Raw genomic sequence first — 21595 nt, 5'->3', positions numbered from 1 at the left:
AAAGCAGTCCCCCTGACGTATAGTCGTACGAGAGGGGGACTGTGGAGAATCTAAAGAGTCTGAAGACTAAGGGAGCTGACGAACCTTGTGACCTACCAGTGCGTAGTAGAGGAGGTAAGCTTCACCGACGAGGACGATGATCCAAGTGAAGTGCCAGCTATGGAGGCTGTCAGCGAGGATACCCTGTGCGAAAGGCAGGATAGCACCACCGACGATACCCATCATCAGAGCACCCGAGCCAGCGGAAGTGTACTTACCGAGCTTGTCAATCGCCAGAGAGAAGATAGCCCCCCACATGACGGAGTGGAATAGACCAGCACCGACGAGGAAGTAAGGATTGTTCAGCACCATACTACCGAGCACGAGAAGACCTGCCCCCGTCGAAGTGATGAGGAGCTGCTTGCTAGCGCTGATACCGCTGAGGAAGCTACCACAGAGACGACCGACGAGCATGAGCCCCCAGTAGATGGTAGCCATCAGAGCTGCCTGCTCGGGCTTGAAGCCTAGGCTCTGACCATAGAGGTTGATATTGTTCCCGATACAGACTTCTACCCCGACGTACATGAAGATAGCTACGACACCGAGAGCCAGATGCGAGAAGCTCCAGACGCTCTTCTCCAGCACTTCGCCTTCCTTCTTCTCTGCACTAGCGATCGAGGGAAGGTGTATGTTCATCAGAGCGACGATGAGACCACCGACCAGGACGATGAGCACGAGGAAGGGGATGTAGAGCGAGCTAAGGGCGATGTCCAGACCACTCTTACCTGCGAAGATCACCGAAGCAACCAGCATAGGAGCGATGGTAGCCATCGTAGAGTTGGCCGTACCTGCGATCGACTGACGTGTAACCCCCGTCGTACCCTTCACGTCACAAGCAATGATGTAGGGATTGAGCACTGCCTGAAGGAAGGTCATAGCCGAACCAGCGACGAAGCCTGCCAGCAGGAAGACATAGTAAGCTACGGGGATGATGACAGCATTAGGATCTTCTGCTACAGCTTGGAACTTCTCAAGGTCTACTGCCTCGAAGACATAAGCTGAGAGCTCATACAGCCCAAAGGCAGCGATCAGCCCAAAGAGCCCTGTGATCAAGGTCTTCTTGTAGCCCGTCTTCTCGATGCACTTAGCGCTAGGGATACCCATAGCGAGGTAACCGCTAAAGAAGGCGAAGGTGATCAGCGTGGTGAGCGCATTGGTCAGAGAGCCAGATTTCTGAAGGAAGGCGGCCTGCATAGGTGCTTGGAACTGCCCGTTCAGGTTGGTGATCAGCCCCACGAGGGCCATGAGCACCACCATGATGATGAACGGCACCAGATAGCTCTGCGTCTGTTTCTGTTGTGTCATTACTTCTTTGGTTATTGAATAGAGAGTTGTTAGTTAGCGTTGCTTAGCCTTCTACGGTGAAGCGGAAGGCGGTCACCGAGCGGAAGACTTCGCCAGGATTGAGGCGTGTCGTCGGATACTCGGGTTTGTTAGGGCTGTCGGGATAGTGCTGGGTCTCGAGACAGAGGGCAGCACGAGCGGGATAGCGGTGATCATGCTTACCACGGAGATTGCCACTCATCCAGTTGCCCGTGTAGAGCTGTACGCCTGGCTGGTCGGTGTAGACCTCCATGACGATACCCGTCTTAGGCGAAGAGCAGCGGGCTGCACGTCCGAGCTTACCCAGCGCCTTATCTAATATATAGGTATGGTCGTAGCCTCGTGCCCAACGTAGCTGATCGAAGTCGGCATCCACTCGCTCCCCGATGGTATGAGGCGTGGTGAAGTCCATTGGCGTACCCTCGACAGGAGCAGGTGCTCCGTAGGGGATAGCCGTCTCATCGGTGGGGAGATATTCCTTGGCATCGATCACGAGCGTGTGGTCGTGTACCGAGGGGTCACCTTCGCCCGAGAGATTGAAGTAAGCGTGGTTGGTGAGGTTGAGCACGGTGGGCTTCGTCGTCGAAGCCGTGTACTCGATCGTCAGCTCATGCTCATCGGTGAGCGTGTAGATGACTTCTACGGAGAGTTCGCCTGGATAGCCTTCTTCTCCATCGGGAGAGACGTAGCGGAAGGTGACTTGGTTCGCCTTCGTTTGCTCCCCCTTCCAGATCACGGCATTGAAGCCACGAAGGCCTCCATGCAGGCTGTTAGGTCCATTATTGATCGGTAGCTCATAGGCTACTCCATCGAGGGTAAATTTCCCTAGGGCAATGCGGTTCGCATAGCGTCCACAGATCGCTCCGAAGTAAGCCTCTTCACTGTCGATATACTCCTGTAGGCTATCGTGTCCGAGGATCACATCGACTAGCCCCGTTCGGCTGGGTACGACGAGGGACACAAGCTTAGCACCTTGGTTGATGAAGTGTGCTTCTGCTCCAAGCTTATTGGTAAGGGTATAGAGTTTGACAGGTTGGCCTTCGACATTCCCTTGGAAGGCTTCTGGCGAGAGGCCAGCTTTATTCGAATGCATCAGTTCTTGAGTTTATTAGCTAGAGTATATGTCAATGTAGCGCTTTTAGCCCCCAAATATACAAATAACTCCGAATACCGACCGAGCCCCGATATACAGCGAAGCCCCATCCCAAAGAGCCTCGAGAGAGACTACTTGAGATGGGGCTTCGACGATGTGACCCAGGAGGGACTCAAACCCTCGACCTTCAGAACCGGAATCTGACGCTCTATTCAACTAAGCTACTGAGCCAAGACCTGCACCGATGCTTAGAGACCATACCTCCCTCGGAAGGGTAGCCTGCACCTTGCAGGCGCAAATGTAGTAAAAATCTCGCTCATACCGCATAGATAGAGACCTATGGTGGGTCGCCGAAAAAACCTACTGTAGGTCGCATCGACGACCCACGGTAGGTCGATGAGACGACCTACAGTAGGTTTTCAGAGCGACCTACCGTGGGTCGCTCCAGAGCCCCTCCCCAGAGCAGACCGAGAGCGACTGATAAATACCCCGTCTCTATGGCAGAAACCCCATGGAGCCAGCTACCCAAGCGAGGGCGGTCGGAAGTTCGTATCTTTGTGTCTCACTCGACAAGTAAGATATGTATCCATCCTATAGATCTTTCGTTGGGCTCCTTGGGCTCATGATCGCCCTCGTCTTCGGAGCATGTAGCAAGAAAGCTCAAGTCGAAGAGACCCCGCCCATACAGCTTCTACTCATCCAAGCCCAGAGCCTCTCCCGCCTCGAACTAGCGAGCTCTCGGATCAAGGTCACCCTCAGGATCGACCCGCATCGTGACGGCTTCCTCGGCTTCAAGAAGCTCTTCGGATCGAAGGTCACCCGTGTGGAACTCCAATCACAAGCCTCCGTCTTCTGCGACCTCGCGCTGCTCACCGAAGGGATGATCACCCAGCGAGCAGACAGCACCGTCGACCTGCGCCTTCCCCCTCTAGAGATCAAGCGTGAGCTAGACGACCTACACCATACGGTCATCCAAGAGCCGACGGGACTACGTCGTCGCCTCTCGACAAACGAGCTGGATGAGTTCATCAACTCCAAGCAAGCCGACATCGACAAGCACATCGCAGAGGCCCTCCAGCGTCATCGTCCCGAGCTCATCCGCACGGCCTACTCGACTCTAGAGAAGAAGCTTCAGCCGATCTTCCAAGAGCTTCACCTCACCGTACGCCTTCATCTCGATCCTGTAGACGAAGCCTTCCTGCCCTCTTCTCCAGCCTCTGTCACCCCCTCCGCCTCGTAGTCATGCGCCTCTCTCGTATCCGTCAGTTTAGCCCGCTCCTAATTCTAGTCGTCGGGCTTGGTCTAGGACTCCTACTCTATCACCTCTTCACTCGAGAGGAGAAGAAGCCTGAGATCACGACCGAAGAACTTCAGATGAAGATCAGCCAAAGGCTCCGTCTCATCACTGAAGAGATCAACTACCGCAGCGACATCCACCTCTATGAGGCAGGACAGCATGCTGAGGGTACGGCCGACCTCGTCGCTTATGTCAAGTACGATCTGGAGCATCTACGCTTCACCACCTCTGGAGATACGATCTATGTCAGCCTCCCCGAGGCCGAGATCGAGCTGGGTCGCCGTCCAGGAGGAGATCACTCCGTGAGGTACTACCTCGACCGAGGAGGGCGACTCGGTGAGCCAAGTGCTGACCGAGAGGTGATCCGACGACTTGAGAAGCGGATCCTTGCCGAAGCAGAGGCAGAGATCCGCTCCAACCCTCGCTACCTTCCTCATGCTCAGAGGCAAGCCGAGGCGCAACTCCAGCGCTTCCTCTCAGCCCTTGCCCCTCAGCGTACCATCATCGTCGCAGGCGAGATCATCGTACCCCAAAACGAAGTACCCCAACTCTCCCCTACTCCCTCTTCCGCTCAATGATCAGCGTAAACAACGTCTCTGTATATTTCGGGGCTAAGCCCCTCTTCGAGGATATATCCTTCGTCATCTCAGCCAAAGAGCGCATCGCCCTCGTAGGGAAGAATGGCGCTGGTAAGTCTACTCTGCTGAAGCTCCTTGCGGGCATCGACGAGCCTACCCAAGGCACGATCAGTCGCCCCAAGGGCATACGCATCGGTTACCTCCCGCAGGTGATGCAGGTCAGCGACGGGCGTACCGTCCTCGGCGAATGTCAGCAGGTCTTCAGCCACATCACTGAGCTCGAAGCTGAAGTTGACCGCCTCACCGAAGAGATGGCGACACGCACCGACTACGACAGCGCAGAGTATATGGAGCTCATCGAGCGTCATGCTCAGCGCTCCGACCTCCTAGCGATGCAGAGCACGGGAAGTATCGAGGCGAACATCGAGAAGACGCTCCTTGGGCTGGGCTTCGAGCGTACAGACTTTGACCGCCCGACCTCCGAATTCTCTGGGGGATGGCGCATGCGTATCGAGCTAGCCAAGATCCTCCTTCAGCGCCCCGACATCCTCCTGCTGGACGAGCCAACGAACCATCTGGACATCGAATCAATCCGTTGGCTAGAGCGCTTCATCGCTGCAGGGTCAGCTGCCCTCGTACTCATCTCACACGACCGAGCCTTCATCGATGCTACGACCAGTAGAACCCTAGAGATCGAACTCGGCCGACTGCACGACTACAAGACGAACTACAGCCACTACCTCGTCCTCCGTGAAGAGCGACTCGAGCAGCAGCGTCGTGCCTATGAGAACCAGCAGAAGGAGATCCAGGAGATCGAGCGCTTCATCGAGCGCTTCCGCTACAAACCCACCAAGAGCGATCAGGTACAGAGTCGCATCAAACAGCTAGAGAAGATCGAGCGCATCGAGATCGAGGATATTGACCGACGTGCGATGCACTTCTCCTTCCTCCCTGCCGTCACCTCAGGGGCCTATCCCGTCATCATCGAGGGTCTATCGAAGAGCTACGGAGCGCATACTGTCTTCTCCGATGTCAACATGACGATCGAGCGAGGAGAGAAGGTCGCTTTCGTCGGGAAGAACGGCTCAGGGAAGTCCACCCTCATCAAGTGTATCATGGGCGAGGTCACAGACTATACGGGGACACTCAAGCTCGGGCACAATGTCGAAGTCGGGTACTTCGCCCAGACACAGAGTGCAGAGCTTGATGGGGGCTATACCGTCTATGAGACCATCGACCGAGAGGCACAGGGCGAGATCCGCACCCGTATCAATGACCTCTTGGGAGCCTTCATGTTCGGAGGCGAAGAATCCGAGAAAAAGGTATCCGTACTTAGTGGTGGCGAGCGAGGACGAGTAGCTCTTATCAAACTCCTACTACGACCCGCCAACCTCCTGATCCTCGACGAACCGACGAACCACCTCGACATACGCTCCAAGAACGTACTCAAGGAGGCGATCCTTCGCTTCACGGGTACGGTGATCATCGTCTCCCACGACCGAGAGTTCCTCGATGGGCTAGTCTCCCGTGTCTATGAGTTCCGTTCGGGCCGAGTAAGCGAGCACATCGGAGGTATCTATGACTGGCTGGAGAAGCGAGATCGAGAGGATGGCACTACGCCGAGCAATCCACGAGCCACTTCTGCCACAAGCAAGGAGACTAAACCCGCCGAGCCCACCTCGGGGGCACTTGACTACCAGCGACAGAAGGAAGCAGCCCGTGAGCGTCGAGCCCTCGAGCGAGAACTAAAGAGTCTCGAGGAGCGCAGTGAAGCTATTGACTCGGAGCTACAAGCACTCGAAGAGCGTCTAGCAGATCCCAAGCATGCCACCGATGCCACACTCTTCGATCAGTATAGTCAGCTGAAGCGAGAACAAGAGCAGGTACTCGAGCGCTGGGAAGAACTAAGTCTACAGCTCGAGAGCTAGCGAAGACCTCCTTTAGGGAGTAGGGTTGCTCCCTAAAGGCTGCTTCCCCACCTCACACCCACCTACCTTCTATCGATCCTCATCCATGCCACACACCCAGGACGACACACAGCACCTCTATGCCCTAGCGCTCGCTCAAGTCAAATACCTCGGAGCGCAGGCTGCGGCCGAACTCATCGAGGCCGTAGGAGGTGTACAGGAGCTCTTTACCCAGCCCGAGCTTGTACACCAGCACTTCCCTCGGCTCTCACGACGCATCAGCGCTCAGCTCACCTCTACTTCGCTCCTCGGGGAAGCACAGCAGATCCTCGAAGAGTGCAAGAGGAAGGAGATCCGTCCACTCTTCTTCCTTGACGAAAACTATCCCTCAGCCCTCAAGGAAATCCCCAGCCCTCCCATCATCCTCTACACCAAGGGAAATTATACAGACTGGGGAGAACGGGAGCATCTAAGCATCGTAGGGACAAGAGGGATGACCGACTACGGGCGGGGGCTTACCCGAGCACTTGTGCATGATCTATCAGAGAGCTTACCCACGGCGACGATCGTCAGTGGGCTTGCCTATGGTGTAGATATTGAAGCTCATGAGGCAGCACTGGAAGAAGGCCTGCCCACCGTCGCTGTCCTTGCGCATGGGCTCGATACCCTCTATCCGAGCCTCCATCGACGGATAGCAGAACGCATGCTGGATGAAGGGGCTTGGGTCAGCGAATATCCCCCAGGGGTGAAGCCTCATCGGGGAGCGTTTGTTGCCCGCAATCGCATCATCGCTGGCCTAAGTGCGGCGACTATCGTCGTAGAGGCAGGCGAGCATAGCGGCTCGCTCTCTACGGCTCGCTATGCTCTGGAAGCCAGTCGGGAAGTCTTTGCCTTCGCTGGGCGACTGACTGATCCCATGAGCCGAGGTTGCCATCAGCTGATTGAGGAGCAGCGTGCACATCTTTGCCTCGGAGCTAGGCACATCCTCGAGGAGCTAGGCTGGAGCCCTGCCGTGGATCAGCGGGATAGAGCAGAGGAGAGCTCTGCGACGGACATCGTCACAAAGCTCCCCTCCACAAAGGTCTTACCCCAGCATCCTTTACTCACCCTTCTCTCGGAGCAAGGCTCACTCTCTACCGATGAGCTCGCTCGCCTCACCTGCCAGAGCATCCAAGAGGTGAGTAGCCAGCTCTTCGACCTTGAGCTTGAGGGCTGGGTCATAGCAATCGCAGGCGGTCGCTATACCTTGGCTTAGTTACAGGCGATATTTCTATGCTTTGGAGAAGTTCTAAGGCTTACCAAAGCTCCACTTCAATGCCAGTGTAGGCGCGACGATCCACTGAGGGGCATCGACATTCTTCGAGAGACGAACTTCGGTGCCTATACTCAGATTGAAGTCAGGAGCTACTCCACGGATCTTATTCAGATTGCACCAGAGCTGTGGCTGGGTCATGAACTTGAAGTTCGTCCCCCAGCCTGGTCGTGGATCCTGCTGATGCCACCAGCTGAAGAAGCCCGTCGCTGTAATAAGTCCCGTCCCAGGAGCGAACTTCCAAACGCCACAAAGCTCGTAGTTATGTGGCTGAGCTATCCCTCGTATATACTTGTAGAGCGGAGTCAAACTAAGCATCGTGCGACGCTCGGGGCTTAGGTACTTGTAGGTGATCCCCGTCATGAAGGCATCGCCGAGCGAGACGGCTCGTGAGCCCAGAGGTTCGGGAGCCTGCGCATTGATGAAGCGAAGGCCACCATCATAGCGGACATGCCACGAGAGGGGTCCTTGCCAAAAACGGAGATTGCGCATGAACTTCCAGTTCGCACTGACAGCTCCTTGGTCCAAGAAGGTCATATCTACAAAGTAGAAGGTATCGCCAAAGCGGTCCACACTCTGCTGCTCTACTGTCATCGTCATGCGTGGACGATCGGCCTGCACCTTCGGGTGAATGTAGCGTCCGAGGTCGTAGTGCAGCTGGATATTCTGGGCCTGAGCTGGGCGCATACAGAGAAGAGAAGAGAGGAGGATCAAGCTCCTAAAGGAGGTAAAAAATCTAGTCCTTTTCATCATTATAGGTTAGGCATGAATAGAGGTGTGTCACCTCGATGCGAGCACAAAGATATATCAGACTGCTTAGTGTAAGGCTCTCCCAGCTATCCGAGAGCCCTCCGAAAGGGGGGCATAGTAAGCCTCTCCGAGGGGGCAAGAAAAAACCTACTGTGGGTCGCCTCACCGACCTACGGTAGGTCGTCGAGGCGACCCACAGTAGGTTTTCTTGACGACCCACCGTAGGGTTGTTTTGGGCTGCTACATTTGCCTTGCTCTAGAGGGCTCTTCAGAGGCGAGTTTTTCCCATGGATGCACCCATTGATCTCCCTACACTTAGGTAGGGTATAATTGTCGTACCTTTGCAGGCACGACTCTACGCTCCTAGAGCGTTAAGCAGATACGAGGCGAATGGTCTCAGATTAGGAACAAATAGAAGAAGAACGACAAAAGCAATCGACATGCGCCATTGGCAGGTCAATCGTCATTTCCTCAAGGTACTGAAGGTGATAGTGTGGATCGCTACCGCCCTCTTCTTCCTACTCTATCTGCTGCCTCTAGGGCTCTTCCGCATCCCATCGATCCAGCGTGAGGCCGCTAGCCAAGTAGCTAAGCTGCTCACCGAAGTCTTCGACAGCCCCGTCAAGCTGGATCGGGTGGATCTGACGGGCTGGACGAATGTCGAGGCGCATGGAGTCCTCGTACTCGACACTGCGGGACGCAAGATGCTCTCGGCAGAGCGCCTTATAGGAGGCCTTTCGCTCACCGATCTAGTCACCGACCACGAGCTTCGTATCACCTCGGCTCGCCTCTTCGATGCCCACCTCAGTCTCATCCGAGATCCTAAGACAGGACGACTGAATATCCAGCATACCATCGACCATCTGAGTAAGCCCCGCTCCTCAGAAGAGTCGCTCCCCGTAGACATCAATAGCATCATCATACGAGACATGCGTCTCTCCCTGAGCGAATCTGGGAAGGAGACGCTGCTTGTCAGCAAGCTCTCTACCCGCATCCGCCGACTGCGCTTCGCCAAAGGCTACATAGGTGGAGCGATCGACGAACTGAGCTTCACGACCAATCAGGGGCTTACCCTCAAGTCGCTCACAGGGCAGGGCGAACTGCAGGGCTCCCGCCTCAGCCTATCGAATCTCCAGCTCCAGCTTCCCCAGAGTTCGCTCTCGATCCCATCAGCTCGTCTGGAGCTCAATCGCCGTGGTCTTGGGCTCATCGAAGAGCTAGAAGTGGGTGACACCCAGCTAACTCTCTCCGACTTTGCCTTCCTCTACCCTACCCTGCAGTCTCGAAGGGAGCAGGCTACCCTACATGCTACCTACAGCCGAGAAGGAGCACATGCAGGGCGGATCAACTTCTCCCTACGCATCCCTCGGCTTGCCATCCTAGGCGGAGGAGCACGACTTGCGTGGAGTGAAGACGGAGCCCTAGAGCACCTCTCTACCGACATCACCGACGCTGAGATCAGTACCCAGATACTTGAGCTCGTCCGTCCACAGCTTCCCACAGCTCTCCTTCCTCATATAGAGCGCATCCGCCGAGCCCATACGCTACGCTATGCGGGAAAGACCACTTTCTTCCGAGGCCGCTCAGTCCAAGGCGTGGGCTACATCAGCACGAACCAAGGACGCTGGGACTTTGACCTCACCGCAGGCATTGAGGGCGATCGACTACATCGCCTCTCAGGGAAGCTCTCTACCCCGAAGTTCGATCTAGCTCCTCTCATCGGTGACCTAGCTCCCCTAGGTACAGTCACGACGAGCGTAGAGGTCGAGGCCACTAACACTACGGGGGCGCTAGAGGATTGGAACGCTCGCCTACAAGTGCAGCTCCCAGCCCTCTCCTACCGAGGCTACACCTTCCGCAATGCCCAGCTCTCGCTCCTACCACAAGGAGCACGCCGTCATCAGATCGACCTCCAAGTCACAGATCCAGGTCTTACCCTTGCACTCCAGGGTGCAGCGACCTTCTCGGGGCGTGCTCTGCATGGTGTAGCACTTGACCTACAGCTGCGGCACATGCAGACCGACCTCTTGGGGCTCTTCCCCCAACTGGGACGACAGACCTTGTCCCTGACAGGACATCTGACGATGGATGAGCTAAACATCGACCGAGGACAAGGGAAGCTCTCCATCGATTACTTCGCCCTATCCTCCCCACAGCGTACCCTAAGCCTAGACGGGCTATCGCTACTCTTCTCTGGAGACCCCGAGACAGGGCGCATGCTCTACCTACGCTCCCCTTACCTCACGACTTCCCTACGAGGACACTATACGCTGGCGAAGATCCTCCCCGATCTACGTCGCACACTCTACCATCATTATCCAGCGCTTGACCTCACTCGAGATACCCGTACTTCTACGGGCTTAGCTACCCCACCCTCCACGGACTTCGACCTATCTGTCCAGCTTCGTAAGATCCCAGACGAGTGGAAGCCCCTACTGAACCTCCCCGTCGGACTAGACGAAGGGGCTGAGCTCCGAGCCTCCTATCTGGGGCGTACCCACGAGCTGAACCTCCAAGCAACCGTCCCCACTCTTTGGCTAAGAGAGCACGAGCTCCGAGGGGTGACCCTAAGCCTCGACCAGCATGAGCTCCGCCTAAGCACCGAGGCTCGTCTAGCTAATGGTACGCACGTACAAGGACTAGGGCTCTATACACAATTCGCTACGGACAGCCTCCACACAGAGATAGACCTCGGGCGGGATGTGACGAAGAGACAGCACAACGGCTATGTCAATATCGGAGCCAAGCTACGACAGCACCTATCCCCCGAGACCAAGCAGCGCTCGGTAGGCTTCGATGTGGCTATCGATCCCTCCACCGTGCGGGTACATAGTGATACTTGGAGCATTGCTCCAGCCCATCTATCCTACCACCGAGGAGAGCTCCATGTCCAAGGGCTTGACCTAGCCTCTTCCGAGCGACGCATCAGTATCAGCGGAGCCTTGAGTTCGCGCCCTGAGGATCATCTCAATGTAGCTCTGAAGAAGATCAACCTCCTCTATATCTTAGAGTCTGCGGGGGTAGGCTTCAATATGATCAATACCGAGCTCTCGGGTGCGGGTACAGCACGCCTCCAAGGAGGTAAGATCGTAGCCTCTGCCTCTGTGACCTCACCCGCCCTCTTCGTCAAGGGGGTAGACACAGGTGCGCTACAGGCTGACCTCACCTTCGACAGCGGGGATGGTCGCATCATGCTCAAGGGGGAAGTTCAGCAAGAGGACAAGGGACATGCCTTTGTCGATGGCTACATCCGACCAGCAGGAGGCGCTGGGATCGACCTAAGCTTCGATGCGGAGCGGCTACGTGCTGACTTCGTAGGGAAGTTCATGGATACGCTCTTCGATCATGTAGGAGGGAGGGCGACGGGGAAGGTGCGTCTGTTTGGTGTCTTCGAGGAGGGAGTCACGATCGAAGGAAGAGCAGATGTAGAAGAGGGAGACCTGGGTGTTCGCCTCCTCGGCACGAGCTATCACTTCTCACACCGCATAGACTTCACCCCGACCTCTATCCTCTTCAACAAGATCCCCGTGCAGGATGATGAAGGGCATACGGGCGTACTCCATGGGGTGATCCGCCACAAGTTCTTTGATCACTTCGACCTAGATATATCGGCCACAGAGCTGAATGGGATGAAGGTCCTTCAGACGACGACCAAGCAAGCGCTCCCCGTGTTCGGTACGGCCTATGGCTCGGGTAAGGCTACCCTCCGAGGTAAGCTCCCCAAGCTCCTTCTGGACGTATCGATGCGGAGCACTTCGGGCACAGATGTCGTGCTGGACTTCAATAAGACGGATGTGCGCAAGGAGGATCGTCTCTTCACCATCAAGCCGCTCCGACAGCTCTCGACACAGGATAGCTTAGCCTCCCTAGACACAGTGCGCACCAAGGAGCCTCTGGTAAATAATGAGGAGACCGAGCTCAATATGCGCATAGCGCTACACGTGACACCCGAAGCCCGAGTAGCCCTTCGTATGGGCTCGCAGAACATGCCCAATGAGGTGGTGACTCGCTGCGAAGGGAACTTGCAGATCGAGGTACCCCACTGGGGAGCACCCACGACCTATGGGAGTCTTATCCTAAGTGAAGGGCAATATGTCTTCAACTTCGAGCAGCTCACTCGCAAGCGCTTCACCCTCGTAGAAGGAGGCCGTCTCGACTTCCGTGGCGACCCCATGGCTGCCTTCATTGACCTCAAGGCTTCCTACTCGCTGACAGCGAATATCGCCGACCTAGATGCGGGGCTATCGACCCTAGCACAGCGCACGACGATGCCGGTGAGCTGTACGATCCACCTCGGAGGGATCATCTCTCACCCCGACATCACACTCGGGGTCGAACTCCCAGGTTCAGAGCCCGAGATCGAGCGCCGACTGCAGTCGCTCTTGACCTCCGAAGATGAGCGCAATCGTCAGTTCCTCTACCTGATGGCTATCGGGAAGTTCTACACTCCCGAGAATAGACGAGGGACGAAAGGTGTATCCAACGGTCTTACCTCTTTTGCTGCCACGACGCTCTCCGAACAGCTGAACCGAATCCTCGGGAACTTCTCCAAGGACATTCAGATAGGGACGAACATCCGCACCAACAACACGGACTTCGAGGATACGGATATCGAACTTCTCTTCTCGGGTAGTTGGCTTGGTGATCGCCTGCTGATCAATGGGAATGTAGGCTATCATGACAATCCCTTCCTCTCGGGGAAGTACATCGGAGAGTTCGATCTCGAATACAAGCTCAATCCTGCAGGTACGCTTCGCCTCAAGGGGTACAGCCACTACAATAACATGTATCAGTACGTGCGCCAGTCACTGACGACCCAAGGCGTAGGCTTCATGTTCCAGAAGCGCTTTGACTCCCTGCAAGAGCTCTTTGCACCCAAGCGCAAGAGAAAGCAAGACTCCGTCACTTCCACTGAGTCTACCCCAGACTCTCTGAAGCGATAACCACAGCCCCCGATTCCCTTTAGATAATAGATGCCTTTCCAAGAGCGCATCCCATACTCCCATTGCCTTGCTCTAGAGCCTAGCGATCGAGGGAAACACGCCTTCGGAATACCCCATACGAAAGCCCCTCGGAGCGACCTACGGTAGGTCGCCGAAAAAACCTACTGTAGGTCGCATCGACGACCCACGGTAGGTCGGTCGACCGACCCACAGTAGGTTTTATTTGGGGGGCATCTAAGCCCCTACTCTAAAGGGTCAGTGAAGAAGCCTCCGAACTGGGGCTGTAGCCCTAGGAGCGAACCCTTCTTCGGGATCAGTCCCAACCCTCCCTTCGCTAGCTTGATCAAAGAGGAGAAAAAGAGTACATTTGTACCATAAGAACATTATAACCATATTCACAAATACACGACAGTTATGAGCTTCCTCACACAAGACAAACTGACGATCGTAGGTGCCGCTGGCATGATCGGATCGAACATGGCTCAGACAGCAGCCATGATGTCTCTGACTCCAAACATTTGTCTCTATGACCCCTTCCCCACAGGGCTGGAAGGTGTCGCCGAAGAAATCCGTCACTGCGGATTTGAAGGGCTTAACCTGACCTTCACCTCTGATATCAAGGAGGCACTCACGGGAGCTAAGTACATCGTATCCTCTGGGGGGGCTCCTCGTAAGGATGGGATGACTCGCGAAGACCTCCTCAAGGGTAACGCAGAGATCGCTGCTCAGCTCGGTAAGGACATCAAGGCATACTGCCCCTTCGTCCGTCACGTCGTCATCATCTTCAACCCCGCTGACATCACTGGGCTTGTGACGCTCATCCACTCGGGCCTCCGTCCTGAGCAGGTCACCACGCTAGCTGCTCTTGACTCTACACGTCTTCAGAGCGAACTAGCTAAGCACTTCGGCGTCGCTCAGAGTGAAGTCGTAGGCGCTCGCACCTACGGCGGTCACGGCGAAGCTATGGCTGTCTTCTCCAGCGGTGCTTCGGTAGCTGGTCAGCCTCTCTCCGCACTCATCGGTAGCGAACAGCTCCCTGCTGAAACTTGGGAAGATATCAAGCAGCGTGTCACCAAGGGCGGTGCTAACATCATCAAGCTCCGTGGGCGCTCTTCCTTCCAGAGCCCTGCTTATGTCTCGATCGAGATGATCCGTGCAGCTATGGGTGGAGCACCCTTCCGCTGGCCTGCTGGCTGCTATGTCAATCTCCCAGGCCTCGATCACGTCGTGATGGGTATGGAGACGGTCATCGATCAGGATGGCGTACACTACAGCCACGAGATCAAGGGCTCCGAAGAAGAAAAGGCAGCGCTCAAGAAGAGCTACGAGCACCTCGTGAAGATGCGCGACGAAGTCATCTCTATGGGTGTCATCCCTGCTGTAGCTGACTGGCACAAGGTCAATCGTTACCTCTAGTCCTCCACTAACGGACTACTAAAAATTCCTAGGCGACTACTACCGCTTCATCAGTGAGCGTGTAGTAGTCGCCTAGCCTTTTATTCCCCTACTCTTGTCCCGTACGTACCATGGACAGCTACCGGCACATCTCTAGATTCTTCTGCCTGCTTTGCTTGGGGTTTCTCCTCTCGGGGAGCACTATGCTCCTAGGGCAGGAGCGCTTCTTCCGTGTCATGGGCTACAACGTGGAAAATCTCTTCGATACAGAGGATGACCCGACGAAGGACGATGATGCCTTCCTCCCTACAGGAGCACAGCACTGGACGAAGGAGCGCTATCGGACGAAGCTCCAGCATATAGCTGAGGTCATCAGTACTGTCGGAGGAGAAGCCTTCCCTGACCTTGTGGGACTTGTAGAGGTGGAGAATGCCACAGTGCTTGAGGATTTACTCGGGATGACCACCCTTGGAGCAAACAGCTCCTACCGTTACCTCGTCACCTCGGGAGAGGATCGACGGGGCATAGATATAGCGCTGCTCTACGATCCCAAGACCTTTGCGCTTCTTTCCTCCGAAGAGCTCCCCCTCACCTTTCCCTTCGATGCAGATAAGAAGACTCGCCCCATCCTGAGAGCTTCGGGACGACTAGCCTCGGGCGATACGCTCCACGTGTTCGTCTGCCACCTACCCTCCCGTCGGGGCGGGGCTTGGGCTAGTGAGCGATATAGGAGCTGGGGCTGTCGGCGACTGAGGGAAGAGACGGACAAACTCCTCTCCGAGGGAGGGAGCAATACCCATTGTCTACTCTTGGGGGACTTCAACGGAGATCCAGAGGAGGCTCCGACAACTAAAGATCTTGCTTCGATCCCCTACGTACAAGGAGCGGATCTACAGAGTGCTCAGGTGACTCAGCTCTATTCGCTTCTACATCGACAGACACAGCAGGAGCCAAGAGGAAGCTACTGCTACCAAGGGGTATGGTCGCAGCTCGATCAGCTTCATCTCTCAGTCTCACTGCTCCGTCATGGCTCCCGCCTGCGCTATGTAGAGGGAAGCGCTGAGACTGTCCGCCGCCCCTTCTACTCCGTCGTACCCGCTTCGGGCGGTGATCCCGTTCCCTTCCGCACCTACGGAGGGAGTTACTATCGTGGAGGCTACAGCGATCACTTCCCCACGACCCTACTTCTCTGCTATTGATCACCTCTAGCAGGTGCAAACGAAAAGAGCATCACTTCTACAATCGAAGTGATGCTCTTTCTTCTTACGTGAGCCGAAAGCCGGACTCGAACCGGCGACCTATTCATTACGAATGAATTGCTCTACCAACTGAGCTATTTCGGCCTTAACACGAGGGACGGTGTCCCTTGCAAATGCGGTGCAAAGGTAGAGATTTATTTTAGATCTGCCAAAAGTTCGCCGAGGAACTTATCAAGTTCTTCATTCAGTCCAGCCAGTAGCGGAGTATCGAGCTTAATCAGGTCTTCATCCAAGAAAAGCAGTTCCTCGATGACTGTGAAGTCAGGACGGACAAGCTCAATAGAGAAGGGGCGGGCAAAGCAGTCCTTATCCCAGAAGCCCTTTTGCTCCAGCCGAGTGACCAGTTCACGCAGGGTCTCTACCGCCTCAGCTGAGGGTACTTCGGCCGAACCCGTCTCAGCCCAAGCGAAGACAGGGACATGGCAGATCTCCTGATCCTCATCATCGAAGAGGCGCAGGACACCCGTATCACAATCAGCTTGAAGGAATAGGTCATTGATAGAACGCCCAGCGATGGGGCTCTCTTCGCTCACTAATGCGAGGAGATGCTTCCTCAGGAGCTGGAGTTCACGCTCGTTGCTATGCGACATAGGACTAGTTTACAGAGTTTGCTTGGAGCTCACAGCTACGATCTGGGAGGAGCTCCACTGGCTATTAGGACAAAGGTACATAGGAATATCGAGATATATAGCCTTTGGGCGAGGAAATTCTGTCGAGCTTTGGTTTCCGTTCCCTCCTCTCGAAACCTCGTCTAGGAAACCTACGGTAGGTCGCCTGACCGATGCACGGTAGGTCGTCAAGGCGACCCACAGTAGGTTTTATCAGCGACCTACCGTGGGTCGTTTTTCACCCCTCCCGAAACGCCCTCTGGGAGCGGGCTCTGGTGCCCCCTTCTTTCCGCTCGCAAAGGAGGGAAGAGGACTTGCGGAAATACTCCTCGTCGCTCACACCCCAAAAGAGGCAGCCCCTTCCCCAATGTCTGTCCAAATCTTCTCACTTGAATAAGCGACCTTCTCCCTGCATCCTCTTTCGTACGTTCCGGCCGAAATACTACGTTAGTCCCATAGAAACCCATTTGCAGATGAGGTGCATCGGCACTACATTTGCGGGAAACTCACCCATCGTATGAAGAAGACTGCTTTTGCCTTCGCCCTAGTAGCTGGGCTCTGCTTCGCATCCTGCGGAGAATCCTCTAATGGGGGAGCCACCCCCACCCCTTCACCTGACAACAAAGACCCTAAGAACATCCAAGAAGTGGAGCAACTACTGCGCTCTGCTGGCCACGTCTCTGAGGCCACCGAAGACAAACTCATCGCCAAGGCGGTGGGATCACCTACGTCGGTGCCGGCACTCAGACATACCTTAGAATCTACAGGGCTCATCGTAGACTGCGACAAAGTCACTCAGCGGATGCAGTACGATGTCACCGACCATTCTGGGGACTTTGTCCTTCTAGATCCTTCGACAAACATCCTTTGGCCAGGGTGCTTCATCCAAGGGAAAACGATTCGTGGGAAGGGTGGATTTACAGCCATTCCCTACATAGATAAGCGCCAGCCTGGACGCATCAGCCTGCAGGCTTCCTCTGGAGCAAAGGCGGTCGGGACTGCAGGTGAAGGGCTTTGGTACGAAGAGGTCCAAGAGATGCGTGAGAGCGAGGTGAGCCAAGCACAATCTAGGCTCATTCGTCACTGGCTGGAGAGTGGTGCATCAGCGAGCACCTCCTACTCAATGCAGGTCGTACACAGCCCCGAGGAAGCGATGATCGCTAGCGGGATCGATCTGGCCAAGAGCGGAGGAAAGCTCAAGGCCTTCCTTAGCTCGGGCTTCGATAAGAAGAAAGCTCACGTCCTCGTCAAGCTGTACCAGCGCTTCTATACCCTCGGGTATGAAGATCCCGAAAGGGGAGGTAAGGGAGCTTTCAAGCCCACGATTGAGCAAGGGGAATTAGCACCCTACACGGGGGCTGGAAACCCTATCTGTTATGTATCCTCGATATCCTATGGGCGAGCCTACTACTTCCTATTCGAGAGTGGGCAAAGCTCAAGTACTCTTCTAAGTGCTCTCAGCACTAGTTTTGGGAAATTCCAAGCTGGGCTCTCGGTAGAGAGGGACGAAGTACTCAGCGGAAGCCGAGTGAGGATGCTTGAGCAAGGGAGTAGTGCCCATGGCGAACAAGGCACAACGATTTTGCCAGAGAAGATCTTTACAATGCTCAACGAGAGTGCCCAGCCTTCCTCCAAGAATCTTGGGGTACCCATCTCCTTCACGATTAAGCACCTCTATGATGCCCAGCCTGTGCGCATGTCTGGTAGTCTTAGCTTCTCTCATGACAAAGTCACCTTTGTCCCCAGATCGAAGAGTAATAATGTCGCCATACTCTTAAGAGATATAGCTATCGAAAGTAGCACCAAGGGGCAGTGGGTTCAGTCCAATAGGGGGCATGTTAAAATGCTGGATGCAAGCGTCAGCTTTGACAAGACGGGAGATAAGGGAGTTCACTACAAGCAGTACATACAGAGCAACACGGGGGTAGACCTTACGTCACGGATGCACCTGCGTAGCACAGCCTACCTTCCTGTGTACGGACACACTCACTATAATTGCCGACCTGAAGGCATCGACCTAGTTACCCTCTCTATTGATCTCGAGATTCGCCCCGAAGCCTACAATCGAAATGGTGGGCGAGTAGGCCAGAGCCCCCAGCGAGTGACGCTCAAGCGCACCTTCCGCTATGACGAAGCAAATCGCCAGTGGAAACCACTCAGTGACGGAGCGAACACGGGAGGTGATGCCTACCGCACACTTACGACGACACGCTCCTTCGAAGGGCTTACCTTTAATATACGGGCGAACTTCTCCTTCTTCGTCGACAATACCCTTATCGAATAAGGGGATTCCCCTAGATAATTTCAAGCCTTCCCCGCCTTGCACTTGGCAAGACGGGGAAGGCTTGTTTTTATGCCCTTGAGCCAACCTTCTCTGAGGAACGAAAAAACAACCTACGGTAGGTCGCCTGACCGATGCACGGTAGGTCGTCGAAGCGACCCACAGTAGGTTTTATCGGCGACCTACCGTGGGTCGTTTTTCACCCCTTCCGAAACGCCCTCTGGGAGCGGGCTCTGGAGCCTCCTTCGACCGTGCTCGGGAGAGGGATGAATTGGAAAGGGAAGACGACACTCAAATGGCAAGTGAGAGCTAGGAGATCTTCTCCGTACGATCTTACCCCAAAGCTTGGATCTTCGAGAGGAGTACTCTTGGGGCTCTTTTAGCGGAAAGATCGGGGCTTTCTCCAGACAATTATAGGGTTCGATGATGGAATGTAGAAGGAGCAATTAGGGCAGTCAATATTTTTGTTTACCTTTGTGATGTCTTACGAGTATACCCCGATAATAATGGCTGGTGAAGCGCACTAGTTCTGGAGAAGGGGTAGCAAGGGAAGTCGGTGTAAGTCCGACGCAGTACCCGCTACTGTAAGTCACTCCCTCCAGCACTCCGAAGCTTAGTCTCTGGAGTATCTGAAGGCTCTTCTTGCAAAGAAGTACAGGCCGATCCCCAAGGATCATGCTGAGTACTTCGCCACTGAGTCTGGCGACTCCCTCTAGCCTCCCCGCTCCACGAGCGAGAGATACTAAGTTAGAGTGAGGACAAGGACTTGGGAAGGACTGCAACGAAGAGAACCCAGGGTGATAAGCCAGGAGACCTGCTCATGAGATCCAATGTATCAATCTCGGGAATAAGATTGGAAAGGCATTGCCATGAGATGCTCCTCTTCTAGTGACATCTCTCCGATGTGTGCACCTTCGTCTACCCTACTTGTCCAGCTTGGACGTGCGGACGTAGAGAAGGAAGTCTTTCTGCCCTAGCTTCTCCGAGGCTCGCAGTGGCTTCCAGATATTGAAATGTGTCGCGCGTACTACTTCGCTGCCCCTCTTGGGTGGTCAAGTAAGAGAGAAGCTCACCTCACTAGAATATCCCACGATAATCTTTTGATCCTCATACAGCTGTGTGTGCTTAGAGCCCTTAGGCTCCCAGTGCATGCACCCGCTTGTGACAAGTAGGACAGGGACGCTACTCTGTCTCGGATCTCTATGGGTCTGGTACAAGCAGGGGTTTTCTTCATGTTCCTCCAACCTATCCAAAACCGCCCCTGCGCCCCATAGGGCCCGACAGGGATGCCTTCGTGCTGCAGAGCCTATCAATACGCGACTCAGTAGGTGCATGGTTCGGTCTAAAGCTCGTCTACAGCGGTAGATGTATGCTTTAGCCACCGTGCTCCCAATATCCTTAGCCTAGCCTAAACCTTCCATGCACGAAGGTGAAGGTCATGCAGAGAGCCTCCCCTCTAAGAAGAGAGAGAGCAAGCTGTGGTAGATACGATCAAGGCAAGCACACCACGACCATAGTCATACTCCCTCATCAGAAGGGAAGGAAAAGCACACGCTTTCAAGCGAAAATAGTATCTTTGCCGAGGCTCAGTGTATCAAGACTGGACCTAGATTGAGATATTACAATATGATCAAGAGACTTTGTATAGCTTGCGTAGGACTGGCGCTTCTCACTTCGTGCGGTGAATACTACCGTGTGCAGAAGTCCTCAGACCTCAACGAGCGCTATTCCTTCGCCAAGAAGAGCTACAACGAGAAGAAGTATGGCCGTGTAGTAAGCCTTCTCGAGGATATTGTCCCCCAGTTCGTAGGCACGAGCGAAGGTCCTCAGAGCACCTACCTGCTCGCTGACTCCTATCTCCAGCAGGGCGATGAGAGCGAAGCCTCACGTTACTTCCAGAACTACTATACCAGCTACCCTAAAGGCTCTATGGCCGAAGAAGCTCGCTACAAAGCAGGCTATTGCCTCTTCATGGCTTCTCCCGACCCAAGACTCGACCAGAGTGCTACCATCGGTGCTATTAAGGAGCTGCAGTCCTACCTAGAGTTCCACCCCGAAGGCAAACACAAAGACGAGGTGGAGCAGATGCTCTTCGAGCTTCAAGATAAGCTTGCCTACAAGGAGTTCCTCGCTGCCCGACTCTATTACAACCTAGGGCTCTATCTCGGGAACAACTACGAGTCATGCATCATCACCGCCCAGAATGCGTTGAAGGATTACCCTTACACAAAGCACAAAGAGGAGCTGACCTTCCTTGTCCTACGAGCCAAGGCAGAGCAAGCAGACCTCAGTGTCCCCGAGAAGCTCCAAGAGCGACTACGCGATGTCATCGACACCTACTATGCCTACCTCAATGACTTCCCTAATGGGATGTACACCAAGCAGGCTCAGAAGATCTTTGATCGGATGAATAGTAAGAAGGTCAATGACTAACCCCTAAGTAATCACAGAGAACAATAGAATATGCCTAAGTACAAAAAGAATGTACCGACCAACACGATCAGCCGTGATATGGTCAGCCTCAGCAAGGACACTGAGAACATCTATGAGACGGTCATGATCATCGCTAAGCGTGCTAATCAGATCGCTCAAGAAACGAAGCAAGAACTCGAAGCTAAGCTGCAGGAGTTCGCCGTCTACACCGATGACCAGCAGGAGATGGTAGAGAACGAAGAGCAGATCGAGATCTCTCGCCAGTACGAGCGTATGCCTAAGGCTACCCTCATCGCTGCTAAGGAATACGAAGATGGCGAGCTGTACCACAACATCGCAGGTCGTAGCAAGAAGTAACTCCTAACCCCTACATTAGC

At 54.8% G+C, this 21595-nt stretch carries 14 protein-coding genes, 2 tRNA genes and 1 riboswitch; of the genes, 10 read left to right on the top strand and 6 right to left on the bottom strand.

Going from position 1 to position 21595, the window contains the following annotated elements:
* Positions 1–66 precede the first annotated feature (66 nt).
* The 3 genes from Q0336_RS05695 to Q0336_RS05685 form a co-directional block, all read right to left on the bottom strand.
* Positions 67–1344 (bottom strand): MFS transporter, encoded by a 1278-nt coding sequence (locus Q0336_RS05695; protein WP_298526532.1) that lies wholly within the window; start codon positions 1342–1344, stop codon positions 67–69.
* Between the two features lie 43 nt (positions 1345–1387).
* Entirely contained in the window at positions 1388–2455 is a 1068-nt protein-coding gene (locus Q0336_RS05690) for an aldose epimerase family protein (RefSeq protein ID WP_298526530.1), read from the bottom strand.
* A gap of 157 nt (positions 2456–2612) precedes the next feature.
* Positions 2613–2686 (bottom strand) — tRNA-Arg (locus tag Q0336_RS05685).
* A gap of 349 nt (positions 2687–3035) precedes the next feature.
* On the opposite strand from Q0336_RS05685, the gene Q0336_RS05680 reads away from it, so the two are divergent.
* The 4 genes from Q0336_RS05680 to dprA all read left to right on the top strand — a co-directional run bounded on the left by Q0336_RS05680 (position 3036) and on the right by dprA (position 7492).
* Complete coding sequence (locus tag Q0336_RS05680; RefSeq protein ID WP_298526528.1) at positions 3036–3695, top strand: DUF4230 domain-containing protein; 660 nt, start codon at positions 3036–3038, stop codon at positions 3693–3695.
* Between the two features lie 2 nt (positions 3696–3697).
* Positions 3698–4330, top strand: a complete 633-nt coding sequence (locus Q0336_RS05675; protein ID WP_298526526.1) for a DUF4230 domain-containing protein — start codon at positions 3698–3700, stop codon at positions 4328–4330.
* Positions 4327–6258, top strand: coding sequence for an ABC-F family ATP-binding cassette domain-containing protein (locus Q0336_RS05670; protein WP_298526524.1), 1932 nt, complete (start codon positions 4327–4329; stop codon positions 6256–6258). The genes Q0336_RS05675 and Q0336_RS05670 overlap by 4 nt, the downstream gene beginning before the upstream one ends.
* 85 nt (positions 6259–6343) lie before the next feature.
* Positions 6344–7492 carry a DNA-processing protein DprA gene (gene dprA / locus Q0336_RS05665; protein WP_298526522.1) on the top strand — a complete coding sequence of 383 codons (1149 nt, stop codon included), beginning with the start codon at positions 6344–6346 and terminating at the stop codon, positions 7490–7492.
* A 33-nt stretch (positions 7493–7525) separates the two neighbouring features.
* On the opposite strand, the gene Q0336_RS05660 is transcribed toward dprA, so the two are convergent.
* Positions 7526–8236: a DUF5020 family protein gene (locus Q0336_RS05660; RefSeq protein WP_298526520.1), complete on the bottom strand. Its 711-nt coding sequence runs from the start codon at positions 8234–8236 to the stop codon at positions 7526–7528.
* A 503-nt stretch (positions 8237–8739) separates the two neighbouring features.
* Here Q0336_RS05660 and Q0336_RS05655 point away from each other — a divergent pair.
* The 3 genes from Q0336_RS05655 (at position 8740) to Q0336_RS05645 (ending at position 15836) form a co-directional block, all read left to right on the top strand.
* Complete coding sequence (locus tag Q0336_RS05655; RefSeq protein WP_298526518.1) at positions 8740–13242, top strand: translocation/assembly module TamB domain-containing protein; 4503 nt, start codon at positions 8740–8742, stop codon at positions 13240–13242.
* A 414-nt stretch (positions 13243–13656) separates the two neighbouring features.
* On the top strand, positions 13657–14658 hold the full coding sequence (locus Q0336_RS05650; RefSeq protein ID WP_298526516.1) for a malate dehydrogenase: 1002 nt from the start codon (positions 13657–13659) through the stop codon (positions 14656–14658).
* A 182-nt stretch (positions 14659–14840) separates the two neighbouring features.
* Entirely contained in the window at positions 14841–15836 is a 996-nt protein-coding gene (locus tag Q0336_RS05645) for an endonuclease/exonuclease/phosphatase (protein ID WP_298526514.1), read from the top strand.
* 71 nt (positions 15837–15907) lie between these two features.
* On the opposite strand, the gene Q0336_RS05640 is transcribed toward Q0336_RS05645, so the two are convergent.
* Positions 15908–15980, bottom strand: a tRNA-Thr gene (locus tag Q0336_RS05640).
* Positions 15981–16030: 50 nt separating this feature from the next.
* Entirely contained in the window at positions 16031–16486 is a 456-nt protein-coding gene (locus tag Q0336_RS05635; protein WP_298526512.1) for a hypothetical protein, read from the bottom strand.
* 535 nt (positions 16487–17021) lie between these two features.
* Between Q0336_RS05635 and Q0336_RS05630 the strand changes: the two genes are divergently transcribed.
* From Q0336_RS05630 to Q0336_RS05620, 3 genes are all read left to right on the top strand, one after another.
* Positions 17022–18788 (top strand): thiol-activated cytolysin family protein, encoded by a 1767-nt coding sequence (locus tag Q0336_RS05630; RefSeq protein ID WP_298526510.1) that lies wholly within the window; start codon positions 17022–17024, stop codon positions 18786–18788.
* 504 nt (positions 18789–19292) lie between these two features.
* Positions 19293–19622: riboswitch (cobalamin riboswitch) on the top strand.
* 789 nt (positions 19623–20411) lie between these two features.
* The gene (gene bamD / locus Q0336_RS05625; protein WP_298526508.1) at positions 20412–21218 is read left to right on the top strand and encodes an outer membrane protein assembly factor BamD; all 807 of its coding nucleotides are present in this window, start codon (positions 20412–20414) and stop codon (positions 21216–21218) included.
* 30 nt (positions 21219–21248) lie between these two features.
* Positions 21249–21575 (top strand): DNA-directed RNA polymerase subunit omega, encoded by a 327-nt coding sequence (locus Q0336_RS05620; RefSeq protein ID WP_021667035.1) that lies wholly within the window; start codon positions 21249–21251, stop codon positions 21573–21575.
* Positions 21576–21595: the final 20 nt, after the last annotated feature.

The sequence above is a fragment of the uncultured Porphyromonas sp. genome, from assembly GCF_938039215.1.
Classification (GTDB): domain Bacteria; phylum Bacteroidota; class Bacteroidia; order Bacteroidales; family Porphyromonadaceae; genus Porphyromonas.
The sequence above is the reverse complement of the archived record's forward strand: the minus strand, read 5'-3'. Positions and strand labels throughout refer to the sequence as shown.